General features: G+C 31.4%; 14 protein-coding genes. 12 read left to right on the top strand and 2 right to left on the bottom strand.

Annotated elements, in window-relative coordinates:
* Positions 1 to 212: 212 nt before the first annotated feature.
* The 6 genes from pcrA (at position 213) to B8965_RS00710 (ending at position 8603) form a co-directional block, all read left to right on the top strand.
* The gene (gene pcrA / locus B8965_RS00735) at positions 213 to 2366 is read left to right on the top strand and encodes a DNA helicase PcrA (RefSeq protein WP_200805839.1); all 2154 of its coding nucleotides are present in this window, start codon (positions 213 to 215) and stop codon (positions 2364 to 2366) included.
* Positions 2367 to 2386: 20 nt separating this feature from the next.
* A complete protein-coding gene (gene ligA, locus B8965_RS00730; protein WP_084051947.1) occupies positions 2387 to 4387 on the top strand; it encodes an NAD-dependent DNA ligase LigA in 2001 nt (666 codons plus the stop codon).
* Between the two features lie 136 nt (positions 4388 to 4523).
* On the top strand, positions 4524 to 4808 hold the full coding sequence (gene gatC, locus B8965_RS00725) for an Asp-tRNA(Asn)/Glu-tRNA(Gln) amidotransferase subunit GatC (protein ID WP_084051946.1): 285 nt from the start codon (positions 4524 to 4526) through the stop codon (positions 4806 to 4808).
* Positions 4809 to 4822: 14 nt separating this feature from the next.
* Positions 4823 to 6286, top strand: coding sequence for an Asp-tRNA(Asn)/Glu-tRNA(Gln) amidotransferase subunit GatA (gene gatA, locus B8965_RS00720; RefSeq protein ID WP_084051945.1), 1464 nt, complete (start codon positions 4823 to 4825; stop codon positions 6284 to 6286).
* A gap of 1 nt (position 6287) precedes the next feature.
* On the top strand, positions 6288 to 7736 hold the full coding sequence (gatB, locus tag B8965_RS00715) for an Asp-tRNA(Asn)/Glu-tRNA(Gln) amidotransferase subunit GatB (RefSeq protein WP_084051944.1): 1449 nt from the start codon (positions 6288 to 6290) through the stop codon (positions 7734 to 7736).
* A 144-nt stretch (positions 7737 to 7880) separates the two neighbouring features.
* Entirely contained in the window at positions 7881 to 8603 is a 723-nt protein-coding gene (locus B8965_RS00710; protein ID WP_084051943.1) for a CPBP family intramembrane glutamic endopeptidase, read from the top strand.
* On the opposite strand, the gene B8965_RS00705 is transcribed toward B8965_RS00710, so the two are convergent.
* Together B8965_RS00705 and B8965_RS00700 are read right to left on the bottom strand one after the other, a co-directional pair.
* Positions 8600 to 9700 carry a hypothetical protein gene (locus B8965_RS00705; RefSeq protein ID WP_084051942.1) on the bottom strand — a complete coding sequence of 367 codons (1101 nt, stop codon included), beginning with the start codon at positions 9698 to 9700 and terminating at the stop codon, positions 8600 to 8602. The genes B8965_RS00710 and B8965_RS00705 overlap by 4 nt on opposite strands.
* A gap of 10 nt (positions 9701 to 9710) precedes the next feature.
* The gene (locus B8965_RS00700) at positions 9711 to 10319 is read right to left on the bottom strand and encodes a hypothetical protein (protein WP_084051941.1); all 609 of its coding nucleotides are present in this window, start codon (positions 10317 to 10319) and stop codon (positions 9711 to 9713) included.
* A gap of 45 nt (positions 10320 to 10364) precedes the next feature.
* On the opposite strand from B8965_RS00700, the gene rlmD reads away from it, so the two are divergent.
* The 6 genes from rlmD (at position 10365) to B8965_RS12225 (ending at position 16253) form a co-directional block, all read left to right on the top strand.
* Positions 10365 to 11753 carry a 23S rRNA (uracil(1939)-C(5))-methyltransferase RlmD gene (gene rlmD, locus B8965_RS00695; RefSeq protein WP_084051940.1) on the top strand — a complete coding sequence of 463 codons (1389 nt, stop codon included), beginning with the start codon at positions 10365 to 10367 and terminating at the stop codon, positions 11751 to 11753.
* 356 nt (positions 11754 to 12109) lie between these two features.
* The gene (locus tag B8965_RS00690; RefSeq protein WP_084051939.1) at positions 12110 to 12865 is read left to right on the top strand and encodes a class I SAM-dependent methyltransferase; all 756 of its coding nucleotides are present in this window, start codon (positions 12110 to 12112) and stop codon (positions 12863 to 12865) included.
* 272 nt (positions 12866 to 13137) lie between these two features.
* Positions 13138 to 13353, top strand: a complete 216-nt coding sequence (locus B8965_RS00685) for a helix-turn-helix transcriptional regulator (protein ID WP_084051938.1) — start codon at positions 13138 to 13140, stop codon at positions 13351 to 13353.
* Positions 13340 to 13783 carry a hypothetical protein gene (locus B8965_RS00680; protein WP_084051937.1) on the top strand — a complete coding sequence of 148 codons (444 nt, stop codon included), beginning with the start codon at positions 13340 to 13342 and terminating at the stop codon, positions 13781 to 13783. The genes B8965_RS00685 and B8965_RS00680 overlap by 14 nt, the downstream gene beginning before the upstream one ends.
* Before the next feature lie 198 nt (positions 13784 to 13981).
* Positions 13982 to 14671, top strand: a complete 690-nt coding sequence (locus B8965_RS00675) for a hypothetical protein (protein WP_084051936.1) — start codon at positions 13982 to 13984, stop codon at positions 14669 to 14671.
* Positions 14672 to 14687: 16 nt separating this feature from the next.
* Positions 14688 to 16253 (top strand): antirestriction protein ArdA, encoded by a 1566-nt coding sequence (locus B8965_RS12225; RefSeq protein WP_143334178.1) that lies wholly within the window; start codon positions 14688 to 14690, stop codon positions 16251 to 16253.
* Positions 16254 to 16262 lie beyond the last annotated feature (9 nt).

Below are 16262 nucleotides of genomic sequence, written 5' to 3'. Positions count from 1 at the left end.
TTCAATGTAATATACGCCACAAAAAAAAGGCCTAGGATAACCTAGACCTATGTGGAGGAGATAAGAGGAGTTGTTCCATTAAGTATTATGCACATAGTACTCTTATTTTATACTTAAATATAAATATATTTTAAGATTTTGTTCTTATGATATAGAGACATTTTATTTATGTTATAATAGATGTGACCTTTTGGTTTAAGGGAGGTAAGTTTGTGAAGATTACAGATAATTTAAATCCAAAGCAATTAGAGGCAGTTCAAACTTTAGAAGGCCCTTTATTAATATTAGCTGGTGCTGGAAGTGGTAAGACAAGAGTATTAACTCATCGTATTGCTTATTTGATGTACGAAAAAAACGTTTATCCAAATAATATTTTAGCGATCACTTTTACAAATAAAGCGGCTAAAGAAATGAGAGAAAGATTAGAAAAATTAATTAAGCAAAGTGTTGATAATTTGTGGGTGAGTACTTTTCACTCTGCCTGTGTGAGAATATTGCGCAGAGAAATTGAAGTGTTAGGTTATACAAGTAATTTTGTAATCTATGATAATGCTGACCAACAGACTTTAATAAAAATGATTCTTAAAGATATGAACTTAGATGAAAAGAAATACACACCAAGAAGTATAATTACGCAGATATCTTCATACAAGAATGAATTAAAAAGTCCAACAAGTGCTAAAAAAACAGCAGAAAATTATTATGATGAAGTTACATGTGATATATATGAAAAGTATCAAACAAGGTTAAAAGAAAATAATGCTGTAGATTTCGATGATATTATAATGTTAGTTGTTCTTTTATTTCAAAAGGATAAAGAGATTTTACAAAAGTATCAAGAGAGATTTAAGTATATACTTGTAGATGAATATCAAGATACAAATACCTGTCAATATATGCTGATTAAACTTTTAGCTGAAAAGCATCATAATCTATGTGTTGTAGGGGATGATGACCAATCAATTTATGGTTGGCGTGGTGCAGATATTAGAAATATCTTAAACTTCGAAAATGATTATCAAAACACTAAAATAATCAAATTAGAACAAAATTATCGGTCTACGCAAACAATATTAGATGCAGCTAATGGAGTAATTTCAAATAATAGTGATCGTAAATCTAAAAGTTTATGGACTGACCAATCTGGAGGAGATAAAGTTTATTTACATACAGCTCATGATGAATTATCAGAGGCTAACTTTATTTCTAGAAAGATTCGTGAAATGTCTAAAGAAAATAGTTTAGGTTTTAATAGCTTTGCCGTACTATGTCGTACAACCGTTCAATTTAGAGCTATTGAAGATGGTTTAATACGCAATCAGATACCTTATCGAATAATAGGCGGTACAAAGTTTTATGACCGCAAAGAAATAAAAGATGTTTTAGCTTATTTAAAAATATTGGTCAATCCTGCTGATGAAATCAGTCTTAAGAGAGTCATTAATACGCCTAAAAGAGGTATAGGTGATACAACATGGGACCATTTAAAAAGACATGCAACTAATAAAAATATAACTGTTTTTGAAGCTTTAAACACACCTGAAGAAGCAGGGGTTAGCTCTAGGGCTACTAATCCAATCAAGAATTTTAAAAAGATAATGGACGAGTTCATTATCTTAAGTAAAAAAACTGATATTACTAATTTAACTAATACTATTTTAGCTGACACTGGTTATATAGAGGAATTAGAAGCAGAAAAAACTATTGAGGCTGCTACAAGAGTAGAAAATATCAAAGAGTTTTTATCAGTTACCTTAGATTATGACACAAAAAATCCTGGTGGTGATTTAGAAACCTTTACTGCAGAAATTTCTCTTTTTACAGATATTGATAATTATGATCAAAATGAAGAGGCTATATCTGTGATGACAATACATGCAGCAAAAGGACTAGAATTTCCTACTGTATTTATAGCTGGTTTAGAAGAGGGAATTTTTCCACATATAAGAAGTATAAATTCAGGGAATAATACTGAACTAGAGGAAGAAAGAAGATTATGCTATGTTGCTATTACGCGTGCTCGTGAAAAGTTATTTTTAACCAATGCCTGGAGTAGAATGATCTTTGGCAGGTCAACAAGTAACGCAAAATCAAGGTTTTTAGATGAACTTCCTTTAGAGTTAATAGAGAGCGAAGCACGAATTAAAACAAAAGCGACCTTTACTAAAAATGTAGAAACACAAATTGTAACTAAAACATGTAATTCATCCTATGATGTAGGTGGCAAAGTAGAACATCAAAAGTGGGGGATAGGTGTTATCGTTTCTGTCAAAGGCAGTGGCGAGGATGCTGAGTTAAATGTTGCCTTTCCAGACTTAGGGATAAAGAAATTAATCGCTAAATATGCTCCCATTTCTATAATATAGGGAAAACTAAGGAGGAACATATGTTAACCCTAGAACTAGCAAAGGAAAAAATAAATACCTTAAAAGAACAAATTAATGACCATAATTATAGCTATTATGTACTAGATAAACCAATAGTTAGTGATGATGTTTATGATAATCTAATGAATGAATTATTAAATTTAGAAAAGGAATTTCCTGAACTAATTACCTCGGATTCACCATCGATGCGAGTAGGAGGACAGCCTCTAGATACATTTAAGACATATAAACATCGATCCCCTTTACTAAGTTTAGGAAATAGTTTTAATAAGAATGATTTAATAGAATTTGATAAGAGAATAGTTAATTCTTTAGGAGAAGCTGAGGTAAATTATGTAGTCGAGCCTAAAATAGACGGTTTATCTATAGCTTTATATTATAAAAATGGTGTATTAGAGATTGCAAGTACGCGAGGTGATGGATTAGTCGGAGAAAATGTCACTCAAAATGTAAAAACTATCCCTAATATACCCTTAAAGTTAAAGGATAATATGCCAGTCCTTGAGGTCAGGGGCGAAGTTTATATGCCTAAAAGCTCCTTTGAAAGACTAAATATGGAAAGGCAAAGTAATAATCAAGAACTTTTTGCTAATCCCCGCAATGCAGCTGCTGGTTCAATTAGACAATTAGATCCTAAAGTTGCAGCCAGTAGAGACCTTAGAGCATTTATTTATACAGTGATGTATGTTGATGGCAAAAAGATAGAAAATCATATTGAAGCTTTGGAGTTTTTAAAAGAGCAGGGCTTTAGTACCACAGAGATCTTTGTGAGTAATGATATTAATGAAGTTTATGATTATTGTACAAAATGGAATATTAAAAGAAAAGATTTACCCTATGAAATTGACGGTATGGTAATTAAAGTTAACTCACTAAAAGTTCAAGAAAAGTTAGGCTATACCTCTAAAAGTCCACGTTGGGCTATTGCCTATAAGTTTCCAGCTGAGCAAGTTGAAACTAAAATAATAGATATTACAGTTCGAGTAGGTAGAACTGGAGCTGTTACCCCTACTGCCCATTTAGAACCCGTAAAAATAGCAGGAACAATTGTAAGTAGGGCAACCTTACATAATGAAGATTTTGTCAAAGAAAAGAACATTAAAATTGGTGATTATGTTGTAATTCAAAAGGCCGGCGATATCATACCCGAAGTAGTAGAAGTTATAAATGAAAAACGTACAGGTAACGAAGTTGATTTTGAACTTCCGGTAGTTTGTCCAGAATGTGGATCTAAGATTATTAGACCTACAGGAGAAGCCATTGCTAGGTGCTCTGGATTATCTTGTCCTGCACAAATAAGAGAAGGTATTATTCATTTTGTTTCTAGAAATGCAATGGATATCGATGGGTTAGGGCCTGCAGTTATTAATCAGCTTTTAGAAAACAAGTTAATAAGTGATGCCAGCGATTTATACTATTTGCAATTTGAAGATTTGATTAAACTAGAACGAATGGGCGAAAAATCAGCGCAGAATTTATTACAAGCAATTGAAAAAAGTAAAGACAATAGTCTAGGTCAACTAATATTCGCACTGGGAATTAGACTTGTTGGGCAAAGGGCTGGTAAGATACTAGCAGATCATTATAGATCATTAGAAAAACTCAAAAATACCAGTTTAGATGAATTAATGACTATCCCAGAAATAGGACCTAAAATGGCAGAGAGCGTAGTGCAATTTTTTAAAGATGAAAAAAATGTTATTTTCATTGAAAGATTAAAAGAGGCAAAAATTACAACAGAAAATTCAAGCCCTATTGAAGTTACTACTATTTCTTCTAAACTTAGTGGTAAAACCTTTGTCGTAACCGGGTCTTTAGAAAAATTTTCGCGTAAAGATATTAAAGATAAAATAGAAAGCCTAGGTGCTAAGGTGTCTTCGAGTGTGAGTAAAAAGACCGACTTTGTCTTGGTAGGTAAAGACCCTGGATCAAAGTATGATAAAGCTGTAGAAATTGGCATTACTATTTTAACAGAAGATGAATTTTTAGCGATGATTTGAATTATCAAAGATGAACTTTTTCCGTAAAATTACAATAAATTCACGAAATTTGCAGAAAAAAATTGAATGATTTAAGTATAATATATTATAATGTTTAAGTGTTTTATTTTCCAAACTGACAGAGGATGGTGAAGAAATGAAAATTAATATAAAAGATGTAGAGCATGTTGCGTTATTATCACGCTTAACTTTAACTGAAGATGAAAAAGAAGAACAAGTAGAGCAGTTAAATAAAATTCTAGGGGCTATGGATATTTTAAATACAGTTGATACAAGTAATATAAAGCCTTTATCTCATATATTACCTACTAAGAATGTGCTACGTGATGATAAGGTTGGAGAAACTTTATCTGAAGAACGAACATTTCAAAATGCACCAGAAGTAGAAGAAAGAATGTTTAAAGTACCAAAGATTGTATAAAGGGTGGGGTTACGGTGGAATTATATAGTTTAACGATAAATGAAGTAAGTGAATTACTTAAAAAACGAGAAATTAGTGCAACAGATTTAGTTACAAAATCTTTAGATAGAATAGATAAGGTAGAAGAAAATATTAAGGCTTTTATAACTATTACTAGAGAAGATGCTTTTAAAAAAGCAAGTGAAGTAGACGCAAAAATTAAAGCAGGCGAAGCTATTAGTCCATTAACTGGTATTCCAATGGCTTTAAAGGATAATATGTGTACAGATGGAATAAGGACAACCTGTGCATCTAAAATGTTACATAACTTTGTCCCACCTTTTAGTGCGACAGTTTATGAAAAGTTAAATAAAGAAAATGCAATTTTATTAGGAAAGTTAAATATGGATGAATTTGCTATGGGTTCTACTACAGAAAACTCAGCATTCTTTTCTACTAAAAATCCGTGGGACTTAAGCTGTGTTCCAGGAGGATCAAGTGGGGGATCGGCGGCAGCAGTAGCAGCTGATGAAGCCTTTTTTAGTTTAGGATCTGATACAGGTGGATCTATTCGTCAGCCAGCATCTTTTTGTGGTGTAGTAGGGTTAAAACCTACTTATGGTGCTGTTAGTAGATATGGGGTAGTTGCTTTTGCATCATCTTTAGATCAAGTAGGTACTTTTACTAAAGACGTTACAGATAGTGCACTAGTTATGAATGCAATCTCAGGATATGATAAAAAAGATTCAACCTCTGCTAATATAGAATATCCAGATTATACAAGTTTCTTGCAAAATGATGTTAAGGGAATGAAAATTGGAATTCCAAAAGAATATTATGGTGAAGGTATAGCACCTGAGATTGAAGCTAATATAAAAGAAGCAATTAAAAAATTAGAAGAACTAGGTGCAATTGTAGAAGAATGTTCTTTACCACATACTGAATATGCTCTGCCAACCTATCATATTATTGCTCCAGCTGAATGTAGTTCAAATATGGCTCGTTTTGATGGAGTACGTTATGGTTTAAGAGTAGAAGCTGATAATTTAGTAGATATGTTTTGTGAAACTCGCAAAGAAGGACTTTGTGATGAAGTTAAAAGGAGAATAATGCTGGGTACATATGCCTTAAGTGCAGGATCATATGATGCTTATTACTTAAAGGCTTTAAAAGTAAGAGCATTAATTAAGCAAGATTTTGATAAAGCTTTTGAAAAATATGATTGTTTGTTAACTCCTACAACTCCAAATGTATCTTTTAAACTTGGATCTAACATGGATGCCTTATCTTTATATAAATTAGATGTTTGTACAATGCCAATTAATCTAGCAGGCGTGCCTGCACTAAGTATTCCATTTGGATTAGCTAATAATAGACCTGTAGGTTTACAATTAATAGGCCAAGCATTCGGAGAAGGAAAACTATTACAAGTAGCCTATACTTTAGAACAAAATACAGATAAAACTAGAATGAAACCAAACTTACAGGAGGTGAAATAAGATGGCAAATTACGAAGCAGTTATTGGTTTAGAAGTGCACGTAGAATTAAAAACTAACACAAAAATCTTTTGTAGTTGTCCTAATGAATTTGGATTAGAACCTAATACAAATGTTTGCCCTGTGTGTTTAGCACTTCCTGGCACCTTACCAGTCTTAAATAAACAAGTACTAGAATATGCAGTTAAAGCTGGAATTGCGGTAAATTGTGATATCTCTGAGTATAGTGAATTTGACCGTAAAAATTACTTTTATCCTGATTTACCAAAAGCTTATCAAACATCACAATTTCACTTTCCTATTTGTAAAAATGGTCACTTAGACATAGAAGTTAATGGAGAAACAAAAAGAGTTGGAATTACTCAAATCCATATGGAAGAAGATGCTGGAAAGTTAGTTCACCAAGGATCTAGTATTACGGATTCAGACACTTCTTTAGCTGATTATAATCGTGGTGGAGTACCTTTAATAGAAATAGTTTCTGAACCTGATATGCGCTCAGCAGAAGAAGCAAGGGCTTATCTAGAAAAATTAAAAGCATATATCGAATATACTGGTGTATCAGATGTAAAAATGGAACAAGGTTCCTTACGTTGTGATGCTAACGTTTCAGTACGACCAGTAGGACAAAAAGAATTTGGAACAAGGGCAGAAGTAAAAAACTTAAACTCATTTAGATCAGTTCAAAGAGCAATTGAATATGAAATAGAAAGACAAATTGCGGAAATTGAAGACGGCGGTAGAATCATTCAAGAAACTCGTACATGGGATGAAAATAAAGGAGTAACTCGTTCTTTAAGATCTAAAGAAGGATTTAGTGATTATAGATATTTCCCAGATCCAGATTTAGCGCCAATTGTAATTGATCAAGAATATATTACTTCATTAAGAAATTCTTTACCTGAATTACCAGATGATAAGAAAAATAGACTAGTTACTGAGCAAGGCTTACCAGAATATGATGCAAGTGTAATTACTAGCTCTAGAGCTTTAGCTGAATTTTATGATCAAACAGTAGCAATCTTTAATGATCCTAAAGCAGTTAGTAACTGGATTATGGGCGAGTTTATGAAATTATTAAATGCAGAAGCTATTGAAATAAGTGATAGTAAAATAACGCCTCAAGGTCTAGCTAAGTTATTAGAGTTAATCGAAAAAGGTACTATTAGTGGTAAAATTGCTAAAACTGTTTTTGATGAAATGTTTGCTTCTGGTAAAGATGCTGAGGAAATAGTTAAAGAACAGGGACTAGTACAAATTTCTGATGAAGGAGAGTTAGCATCTGTTATTGAAACGATAATTGCTAATAATCCTAAATCTGTTGAAGATTTTAAAGCTGGTAAAGGAAAAGCTATTGGATTTTTAGTAGGCCAAGTCATGAAAGAAACCAAAGGACAAGCTAATCCTGGAGTAGTAAATAAAATATTAAATGAAAAGTTATCACAAATGTAATTAAAAATACACTTTGGATTTAATTTTAGTCCAAAGTGTTTTTATTTTAATTAATTTTCTAAATTTAGTATATAATAATACCCAGGACGATAAATTAAGATTAATAAGAGATTTAATAATCTTTAAAAAGTTAGGAGATAAAAAATGTTGCAATCAACTTTAAGAAATAATCCACCTTGGAAAATTTATGAGGCAATTTTAGTTTTTGTTTTAGTAATAATTTCCGGTTTTTTATTGAAAAATTTTGGTCAAGGCATGATTATTTCTCTATTAGATTTTTTACCTGGGGGAGCAAGTAGCATTAACCAATTGTTATTAAGTAGCTTATTACAAACTGTCCTCTTTTTAGTATTTATTTATTACTTTGTGTTTATTAAATATAAAGAGGGATTAGTATCCTTAGGCTTTAGTAATAATAATTTGGGATATTGGGTGAGAAAAGGCATATTACATGGTATTAGCTTATTCTTTTTAATCTCCTTAATTAGCTTGTTAATTAATTTAGTCTTAAATATTAAAGTTAATCCTCAAGATGTAGCCCAAATCATTATGTCGGCAACCACTAAATGGGAAATGTTCATTCCCTTTATAGTTACAGGAGTTTTCGCTCCAATTAGTGAAGAAATATATTTTAGAGGATTTTTGTATCAAGCTTTTCGAAAAAGGGTAGGGGTAAAATGGGCAATAGCTATTACTTCAATTATTTTTGGTAGTGTGCACTTTGATCTCATTCGTTTTATTCCCATCACGATTGGAGGAGTTTGGTTAAATCTTTTATATGAAAGATCTGGTTCAATATACCCCTCTATGATTGCCCATGGAGTGTGGAATAGTATTATGACATTTTTGATTTTTGGATTAGGTTAGTCAACATAAACTTCTGGATCACCTGAAATGAGCATTCCTTTATTTAAATTGTTATTATTAATAGGCAAATAATTAATTTTGTTATTTAAAATGAACATAGATGATAATTCTTTGATAAAGGGTAAAGAACTTTCATTTTCTAGAATATTTATTTGATTATTTTCTATAGAATAAGTAATTTGATGTTCAATAGAAATATCTAAATCACTAGCAGGGGTATAATAATTATTACTAAACTTAAGATCTAAGTCATACTTGAGGGGATTTCTTTCTCCTCTTGTAAAGATAAGTAAACATGCGTTTAAATCATCTGATAAATTATCAACTATAAAATTACCAATAGGTACATTTATATTTTTCTTAATTGGGCAGGGTTTACCTGTAATCGAATCAATAGGAAAATCAAATAAGATCTCACCAAAACTAATAAAAAGTGGGCAATCCTTATCAGATATCACTAGAAAATAGTGGAAGTCATCAAAAGATAATTCTTCCTTTAAAGTAACCACCCAAGGATTTTTAGTGCCAGTTGTATTTTCTTGTTTTATTAAAAGGCTTAGCCTAGCTTGTCTTAAAACAGACTTAACAGATAAATTAATATAACTCGATAAATATGAAACACTATGAAGTTTTTTAGGAGGTGGAATTATAGAACTTAAAAGTGGTGTAGAATCAATACTTATTAAGTAATACAAAAGTCTTCTAAACCACCCCATAATTAAAATAATACCTACTAGTGGTAAAAGATAAAAAACAGTAATCCAGATAAAAGGTCCTTCATAAATTAAAAAGTATAAAAGTGTCCATAAAGTAAGAGCAAGACCTAAAGTTGCATTTAAATAAATTAAAATAATGCGACGTGGATTTTGTGGTAAGATATAGTGCATTTGATATTTTTGAATTAAGTTATACATTTTACCACTTAAATTCATATTGTTGTTATTAGATAAATCTATAAATTCTTCTAATATGGCTTGCAAACGTTCAACTTTACGTTGGAGAATAATGGAGATAAATATACCCACTGAACCAAGTAAAGTTAACAGTCCACTAATCATACTAGTAATTATGTAGGGATAAAAAACTTTAGAAAACATAAATACCTCCTTAGTTTTCTAAATTAAAGCGATAATTTTTAGCTGAGTTAGCCAAATCATCAAACTTTAATTCATATGCTCGTACCTCTAGAGTATGAAGGAAATGCTGAATATTACTAGTGTGAAGCCCTTTTTGAGCAGCTATTTTTCCCATAAGAGCAATTTTTTTTAAAAATATATCTGAACCTTCAATGTAACCATTTTCAACTAAGATTAAAGCAACCGTATGAAAACAGTCCCCAAAATAGGTCCATAATAAATCAGTATAAGGATAAGTATCTTGTAAACTATTGAGAAATATTTCATACAAAAAATCGCTATAACATTCAGCACATTTTTCTTGATTATCAGGAGTAATGTGCAAAAGAAATGATTTTAAAAGTTCATTTATGCCCAATTTAGTTTGGGTTAAATGACAAGATTTCATCGAATTTACGATTAAAAAGGTAGCATCAATTAATGGATTTTCTAAAGGAGGAATATTTATTTTCTCCAGGATTAAATTAACCTTATAATTAGTAAAGGTAGCTAAATCTAAATATACATTTTCACATGTAAAATCTATTGGACGAGATAAAATAGTAGTTAAATTTTCATAAAACTTATTTAAATCATACATTCACATCACCATTAATATAATATGTAATTTTCAGGAGGAATATAAGTGCAAAAACATTCAGTAAAGCCTGTCGAATTAAACCAAGAGTATACCCTAGTTGTAAATTCTCATTCTCATGAAGGAGAAGGAATTGGAAGAATAAATAATTTTGCTATCTTTGTACCAGGAGCTATCCCAGGTGAAGAAGTAAAAGTAAAAATTACGGAAGTTAAAAAGAGTTTTGCAAGAGGAGTATTAAAAGAAATTATCGTAGCTTCTAAAAATAGAAACCAAGAAAATTGTACTTTAATCGATACTTGTGGCGGGTGTAGTTTACAACACATGAACTATGATGCTCAATTAGAAATGAAAAAGGAAATAGTAGAAAGTACCCTAAAAAAAATCGGTGGCATTGAAATAGAAGTTGCCCCAACCATTGGTATGGATGAACCCGTAGCTTATCGTAATAAAGGACAATTTCACGTTCACAAAAAAGATGGACAAGTAACCCTCGGTTTTTATAATAAAAATAGCCATGATGTAATGGGCACAAATAATTGTTCTTTATTTAGCGAAAAGATTAATGAAATTGTAGTATTCTTAGAAGAAATATTAACTGATGAACAAATAAAAGTCTATAATCAAAAAGATAAAACGGGATATTTAAGAAATATAGTTTTTAGACAATCCAAAGAAACTAATGAAATAATGCTGATTTTTGTCACCAATAATAAAGCTAATAAATTAAATAAAATAATTTCACTGATCGAAGAAAAGTTTCCAGAAGTAACATCATTTTTCCAAAATATAAATCCTGAACCAGGGCCGATTATTTTAGGGAAAGAATTTAAATTACTTAAAGGAAAAGGATTAATATCAGATAAATTAGGTTCTTTAGACTTTGCAATTTCCCCAGAATCCTTTTTCCAAGTAAATACAGAGCAAGCTGAAAAACTATATACCAAAGCATTAGAATATGCGGGATTAACAGGCACAGAAACTGTAGTAGATGCTTATTGTGGAATAGGAACAATTTCATTATTTATGGCAAAACATGCAAAGAAAGTATATGGAATAGAATCTGTAACCCGTGCAACTGAAGATGCTAAATTTAATGCAATAATAAATGAAGTCACTAATGCAGAATTTATAGCTGCAAAAATAGAAAAATGGTTACCTAAGTGGGTAGAAGAAGGAAATAGTGCTGATGTAATCGTCGTAGATCCACCACGCAAGGGCTGCGATCAAGAAACCCTACAAGCGATGGTAGAGGCTAAACCTGGGAAAATCATATATGTATCCTGTAATCCATCAACTCTAGCACGCGATTTAAAATTTATAGTAGCGGGTGGGTATGAAGTGAAAAAAGTACAACCTGTGGACATGTTTCCGTTGACTTCTCACGTTGAGAGTATAATTCTGATGACATCTAGTACCTCAGAGGCGAAAAAGTAGGGTTTAGACACAACATGTAGTAGGTAGAGGCCTGTTTTGGGGTCGAAAATGAGTGGAAAAACACCGTTTTTTGACCCTTGTTTTAGGGGTGTTTTATAGATGACATAGAGTAATTTAAGTGATGACAGGGTAGAAATGAAGAAAATGAAGATTGTTTAGTATGAAGAAAATTCTTCCAACTTGGGAGAATTTAATATAATCTTTGAAAGGGGTGAACTCGTCTTGAGAATACAACGAATTAATTACTCGGGGCAGTTAGTATAATCTGATAACAGATTGTGCCGAGATTAAATAAATTTGTTATCAGTTAACTGCACCGTTTATCGGCTTATAATAAATATAAAGGGGTAGTTATGATGAATTTAATTGAATTAAAAAGAAAGTGGAAATCCGAAGAAACTCATGCGTTCAAAGGATGGGATTTTTCATATATTGATGGTAGATGGGACAGTGAGGATTTACCTTGGAATTATCGTTCGATTGTCTTATCATCTCTCAAAAATACTGATAAGCTTTTGGATATGGGAACTGGAGGTGGAGAGTTTGTTCTTACTCTTAAACACCCTCAAGCCTTGACTTCCGTTACCGAAGCATATCCTCCAAATGTAAAGATTTGTAAAGAAAAACTTGAACCGCTCGGAATTACCGTTAGGCAAGTATATGAAGATGATAAATTACCGTTTGAGAATAATTATTTTGATATAATAATCAACCGTCATGAATCGTTTGATGCTTACGAAGTGAGTCGCATATTAAAAAAAGGTGGTTATTTTATTACGCAGCAGATTGGCGGTAAAAATGATTATGATTTATCAAGTAGACTGATAGATAACTTCCAACCGCAATTTCCAAACCATACATTGAATAATAGTGTTACTGAGTTGAAGATGGATGGTTTTGAAATACTAAAATCGGAAGAAGTATTTACCCCAATCTATTTTTATGATGTAGGTGCGTTGGTATATTTCGCAAAAATAATTGAGTGGGAATTTCCTGGATTTTCAGTCGATACTTGTTTTGAAAATTTAAGTAAATTCCAAAAAAAACTAGAGACAGATGGTGTTATTCAAGGGACTGAACATAGATTTTTAATAGTTGCACAGAAAATATAAGCTATAAAAAACACAAATGTTTTATTGTGATATTATCTAAATAGAGATAAAGGTTTTCAGAGCATCAAGGTGTAAAAATCTTGGTGCTTTTGCTTTATACAAAATTAAAACTAAATACAGAAACACAAAAATGCAAATCTTCCTCAACCTTATGATAGATGAGTTTAGGCTTTTCTCACCACAATATTGTAAAGGAACCTTGACAAGAATATAAATACGTAGTACATTATATGTAAAGGAAACTTGTCAAAATAAAAGGAGGGTGTTATTGCTTGAAAAACAAAGTAGAAATGCTACGTAAGGAGAAGGGATTGAGCCAAGAAGAATTCGCTAAAGCGATTCTTGTTTCAAGACAAACAGTTAGTTCTATTGAAACAGGAAAATATAATCCATCTTTAGAATTAGCATTTGTTATCTCTGATTATTTTGGAAAATCAATTGAACAAATTTTTGTCTATGAAGGGGGAAAAAAGAATGAAGAAGAATAATTTTATAATTGGATTGGGAAATTTGATAATTGGAATAGCATGTCTAGTTTTTATATTGTTATTTGAAACTAAATTAAATAGCATATTGAGTGGATTCGCAACTACAGGTATTGTTTTTGGTGCAGTTATGTTGTGGAAGTATTACTATTGGACAAGACCAGAAAATAAAGATAAATATATGGAAAAGACACAAAATGAAAATATTGAATTAAAGGATGAAAGAAAGGAAAGGCTGAGAGATAAGTCAGGTAGATATGCTTATATTTTAGGAATAATTGTTCTATCGATTTCAATAGTTGTGTTTTCTATACTTGGAAGTTTAGAAATAATAGACAATAGTGATTTGATTGTTATATATCTAGGTGGACTGTTTGTATTTCAATATGTAATTGGAATTATTATCTATAGATATCTAAGTAAGAAATATTAATAACTGCAAATGAGAGTCCCTTTATTTAAACAATAAAATAAAAAACCTTAACAGCACTGAGAAAAAAGTCTTGATGCTGTTTTTTTATAAAAGTCTAAAACTAAATACAGAAATCCAAAGAGGCGAAGTCATCGATCAACTTATGATCGATAGGCTTCGCTTTTTTTATTTCAAAACAAAAAGAAAGGAATGAGAATAATGTCAAGACTTTTTATGTATGGTACATCACTAGAAGGAATAGAAAAACTGATGATGGCGGCACCAAATTTTTCACCAAGAGACAGTGGAATAATTATTCAAAACTATTTTAATTGTGATGGAGGTGTTGTAAATTGTAATAACTGTGGAAGTAATGCTAGGAACAGATCCTATATAAGTACCTGCTTTTATTTAAAAGAAAAACTGAATGGCAATGAAATTAAGTATAAAGATTTAGTGAAAGATTGCTTTGGAAGACTAAAAAATAATACTTTGCGAATCAGACTAAGATTACTTAGCAATAACTTCAAAGGAGAAGTATTTTTAAATCATAGCCACAAGAAAAGGTGCTATCATCTATTACAGAAACAAGACATGGATATAAGGGATACATCACCAAGTTACATTTCTATTCTATTTCTTCTTACGGCTGATGAGGTGCTGTGGAAGCTGTCAGAACCTACGGTAAGGGCAAATGGATTTGATTTTAGCCAGATACATCTTAGACAAATTAGTACTGAAGGGTATGCCCTATATCAAACAGCAAAAACAATATCAACAGGAAAAGAACATATAAGAATCAGTGAGATAGCTGATGAAGATTTAATTAATGATATAGCCTTTAAAGCAATAATTAATGCATCATTAATTGCAAGGTACGGTGCAGATATATTTTTAATCACTAAATAAAATGGGGGTATTAGATATGGACATTACAATAAAAAGTCCCAGTAGCATTAATGAAAAGATGAAAATTGTAAGGTTTCCAAGTGACGAAGAAAGACTGTATGGAATCTGCAATGAACTTGGAATAAAAATGACTACAGGAACCAATTGCTATATTGTAGATACAGATAATAAAGATTTTTTAGGGATACTTCAAGATAATACTTGTAACATTGATGAACTAAACTATTTAATGAAAAGGATAGATGGATTTGTTGAAAGAGAAAGAAAACAATTTTATGCATCCGCCCTTGCTGAAAAGTCTAAAACGATGGCAGAGTTAATAAATCTAAGTTTTAATACTCATTGCTACAGTCTTGTCAGCGATTTTAGTAATCTCAATAGAGTAGGTAAAGATTTATACCTAAGTGAGAAGCAAGCAGTAGCAACTAGAGAATTAGATGAACTTGATGGTGAATCCTTTGCTATGGAGGTTATAAAGAATAATCCCAATTCTACAATTACTCCTTATGGTGTCTTATATAAAAATAATAATGAGCCATATCAAGTATATGATGGAAGACACTTTCCCCCGTACCAATGGCAAGAAAAAATAGCAACAGTTCAAATAACAGCCAAAGGCGAGAATGAATTTATATATCTTCCCTGTTCTGATATTGAAATTAATAAGGCACTGATGAGATTAGAAACTGCTTCTTTATATGATTGTGAAGTTGCAGTAGATAGCCATAACTTTCCCGAGAGAATATTAAATATTATTTCTGATGATGTAACACCATTGATTAAAATATATGCCTTAAATAATTTAGCAAACCACTTTGAACAAATGGGAAATAAAGATATAAAGTATTTTGAAAAACTTATGGGCTATGTAAACCCTCAAACAATTGATGAAATATTAGCCCTTACAGAATCGATGTACGAATTTGAAATCTATGATGGCATTAAAGATGCTGAGAGCTACGGCAGATATATTATTTGTGAGTCAGGTCATTTTGAATATGATGATAATCTTGAGGAATATATAGATTTCAAAAGATATGGTGGGGAGAAAATAGCAAATGAAGTTGGTGCATTTTCAACGAATGGCTACCTTGTTTATCATGGGCACAATCAAGAACTCTCTAATCTATTATCTAAAAACCTTGGTATGGTGATCCCTAAACAAAAAGAGCAACAAGTATTGAAATTGTATATGCCACTTAAGATAACTACCTACGATGTAGAAAATGAATATGGTTATCATGAAACTGTTGATGAACCACTGGAACTGTCAAATTATGAAGTAACTAATTATATTGATGAAATAATGGAGGCGATTGAAAAAGATAATCTGCCAGAAGAAAATCAAAGAGGTCTCATGAGATATTATGATGACCATGATAGTGTCAATGCAAAGGTTTCAAAATATGTATTCTTTGTAGAAATGATTGATGGGGAACTACTGGGTGTGGCAGTCCTTACATTAAATGATAACTTAACACCGCAAGAACTTGAAAAAATCAAGGATGACATAACTGGTCAAGCTTCAGACGGCTATGTGCTCAAAAATAATATGGGACCAAGTGGTATCGAAATGTTGTAAATACACACA

This window comes from Desulfonispora thiosulfatigenes DSM 11270, from assembly GCF_900176035.1.
In the GTDB taxonomy this organism is placed as follows: domain Bacteria; phylum Bacillota; class Peptococcia; order Peptococcales; family Desulfonisporaceae; genus Desulfonispora; species Desulfonispora thiosulfatigenes.
Note: the sequence above shows the minus strand (reverse complement) of the source record. Positions and strands in the feature narration are given on the sequence as shown.

What these genes read in the sequence shown, in the direction of transcription:
- ligA (WP_084051947.1), top strand. Translation starts at nt 2,387, where the DNA reads ATGTTAACCCTAGAACTAGCAAAGGAAAAAATAAATACCTTAAAAGAA.
- gatC (WP_084051946.1), top strand. Translation starts at nt 4,524, where the DNA reads ATGAAAATTAATATAAAAGATGTAGAGCATGTTGCGTTATTATCACGC.
- gatB (WP_084051944.1), top strand. Translation starts at nt 6,288, where the DNA reads ATGGCAAATTACGAAGCAGTTATTGGTTTAGAAGTGCACGTAGAATTA.
- B8965_RS00710 (WP_084051943.1), top strand. Translation starts at nt 7,881, where the DNA reads ATGTTGCAATCAACTTTAAGAAATAATCCACCTTGGAAAATTTATGAG.
- B8965_RS00705 (WP_084051942.1), bottom strand. Translation starts at nt 9,700, where the DNA reads ATGTTTTCTAAAGTTTTTTATCCCTACATAATTACTAGTATGATTAGT.
- B8965_RS00700 (WP_084051941.1), bottom strand. Translation starts at nt 10,319, where the DNA reads ATGTATGATTTAAATAAGTTTTATGAAAATTTAACTACTATTTTATCT.
- B8965_RS00690 (WP_084051939.1), top strand. Translation starts at nt 12,110, where the DNA reads ATGAATTTAATTGAATTAAAAAGAAAGTGGAAATCCGAAGAAACTCAT.
- B8965_RS00680 (WP_084051937.1), top strand. Translation starts at nt 13,340, where the DNA reads ATGAAGAAGAATAATTTTATAATTGGATTGGGAAATTTGATAATTGGA.
- B8965_RS00675 (WP_084051936.1), top strand. Translation starts at nt 13,982, where the DNA reads ATGTCAAGACTTTTTATGTATGGTACATCACTAGAAGGAATAGAAAAA.
- B8965_RS12225 (WP_143334178.1), top strand. Translation starts at nt 14,688, where the DNA reads ATGGACATTACAATAAAAAGTCCCAGTAGCATTAATGAAAAGATGAAA.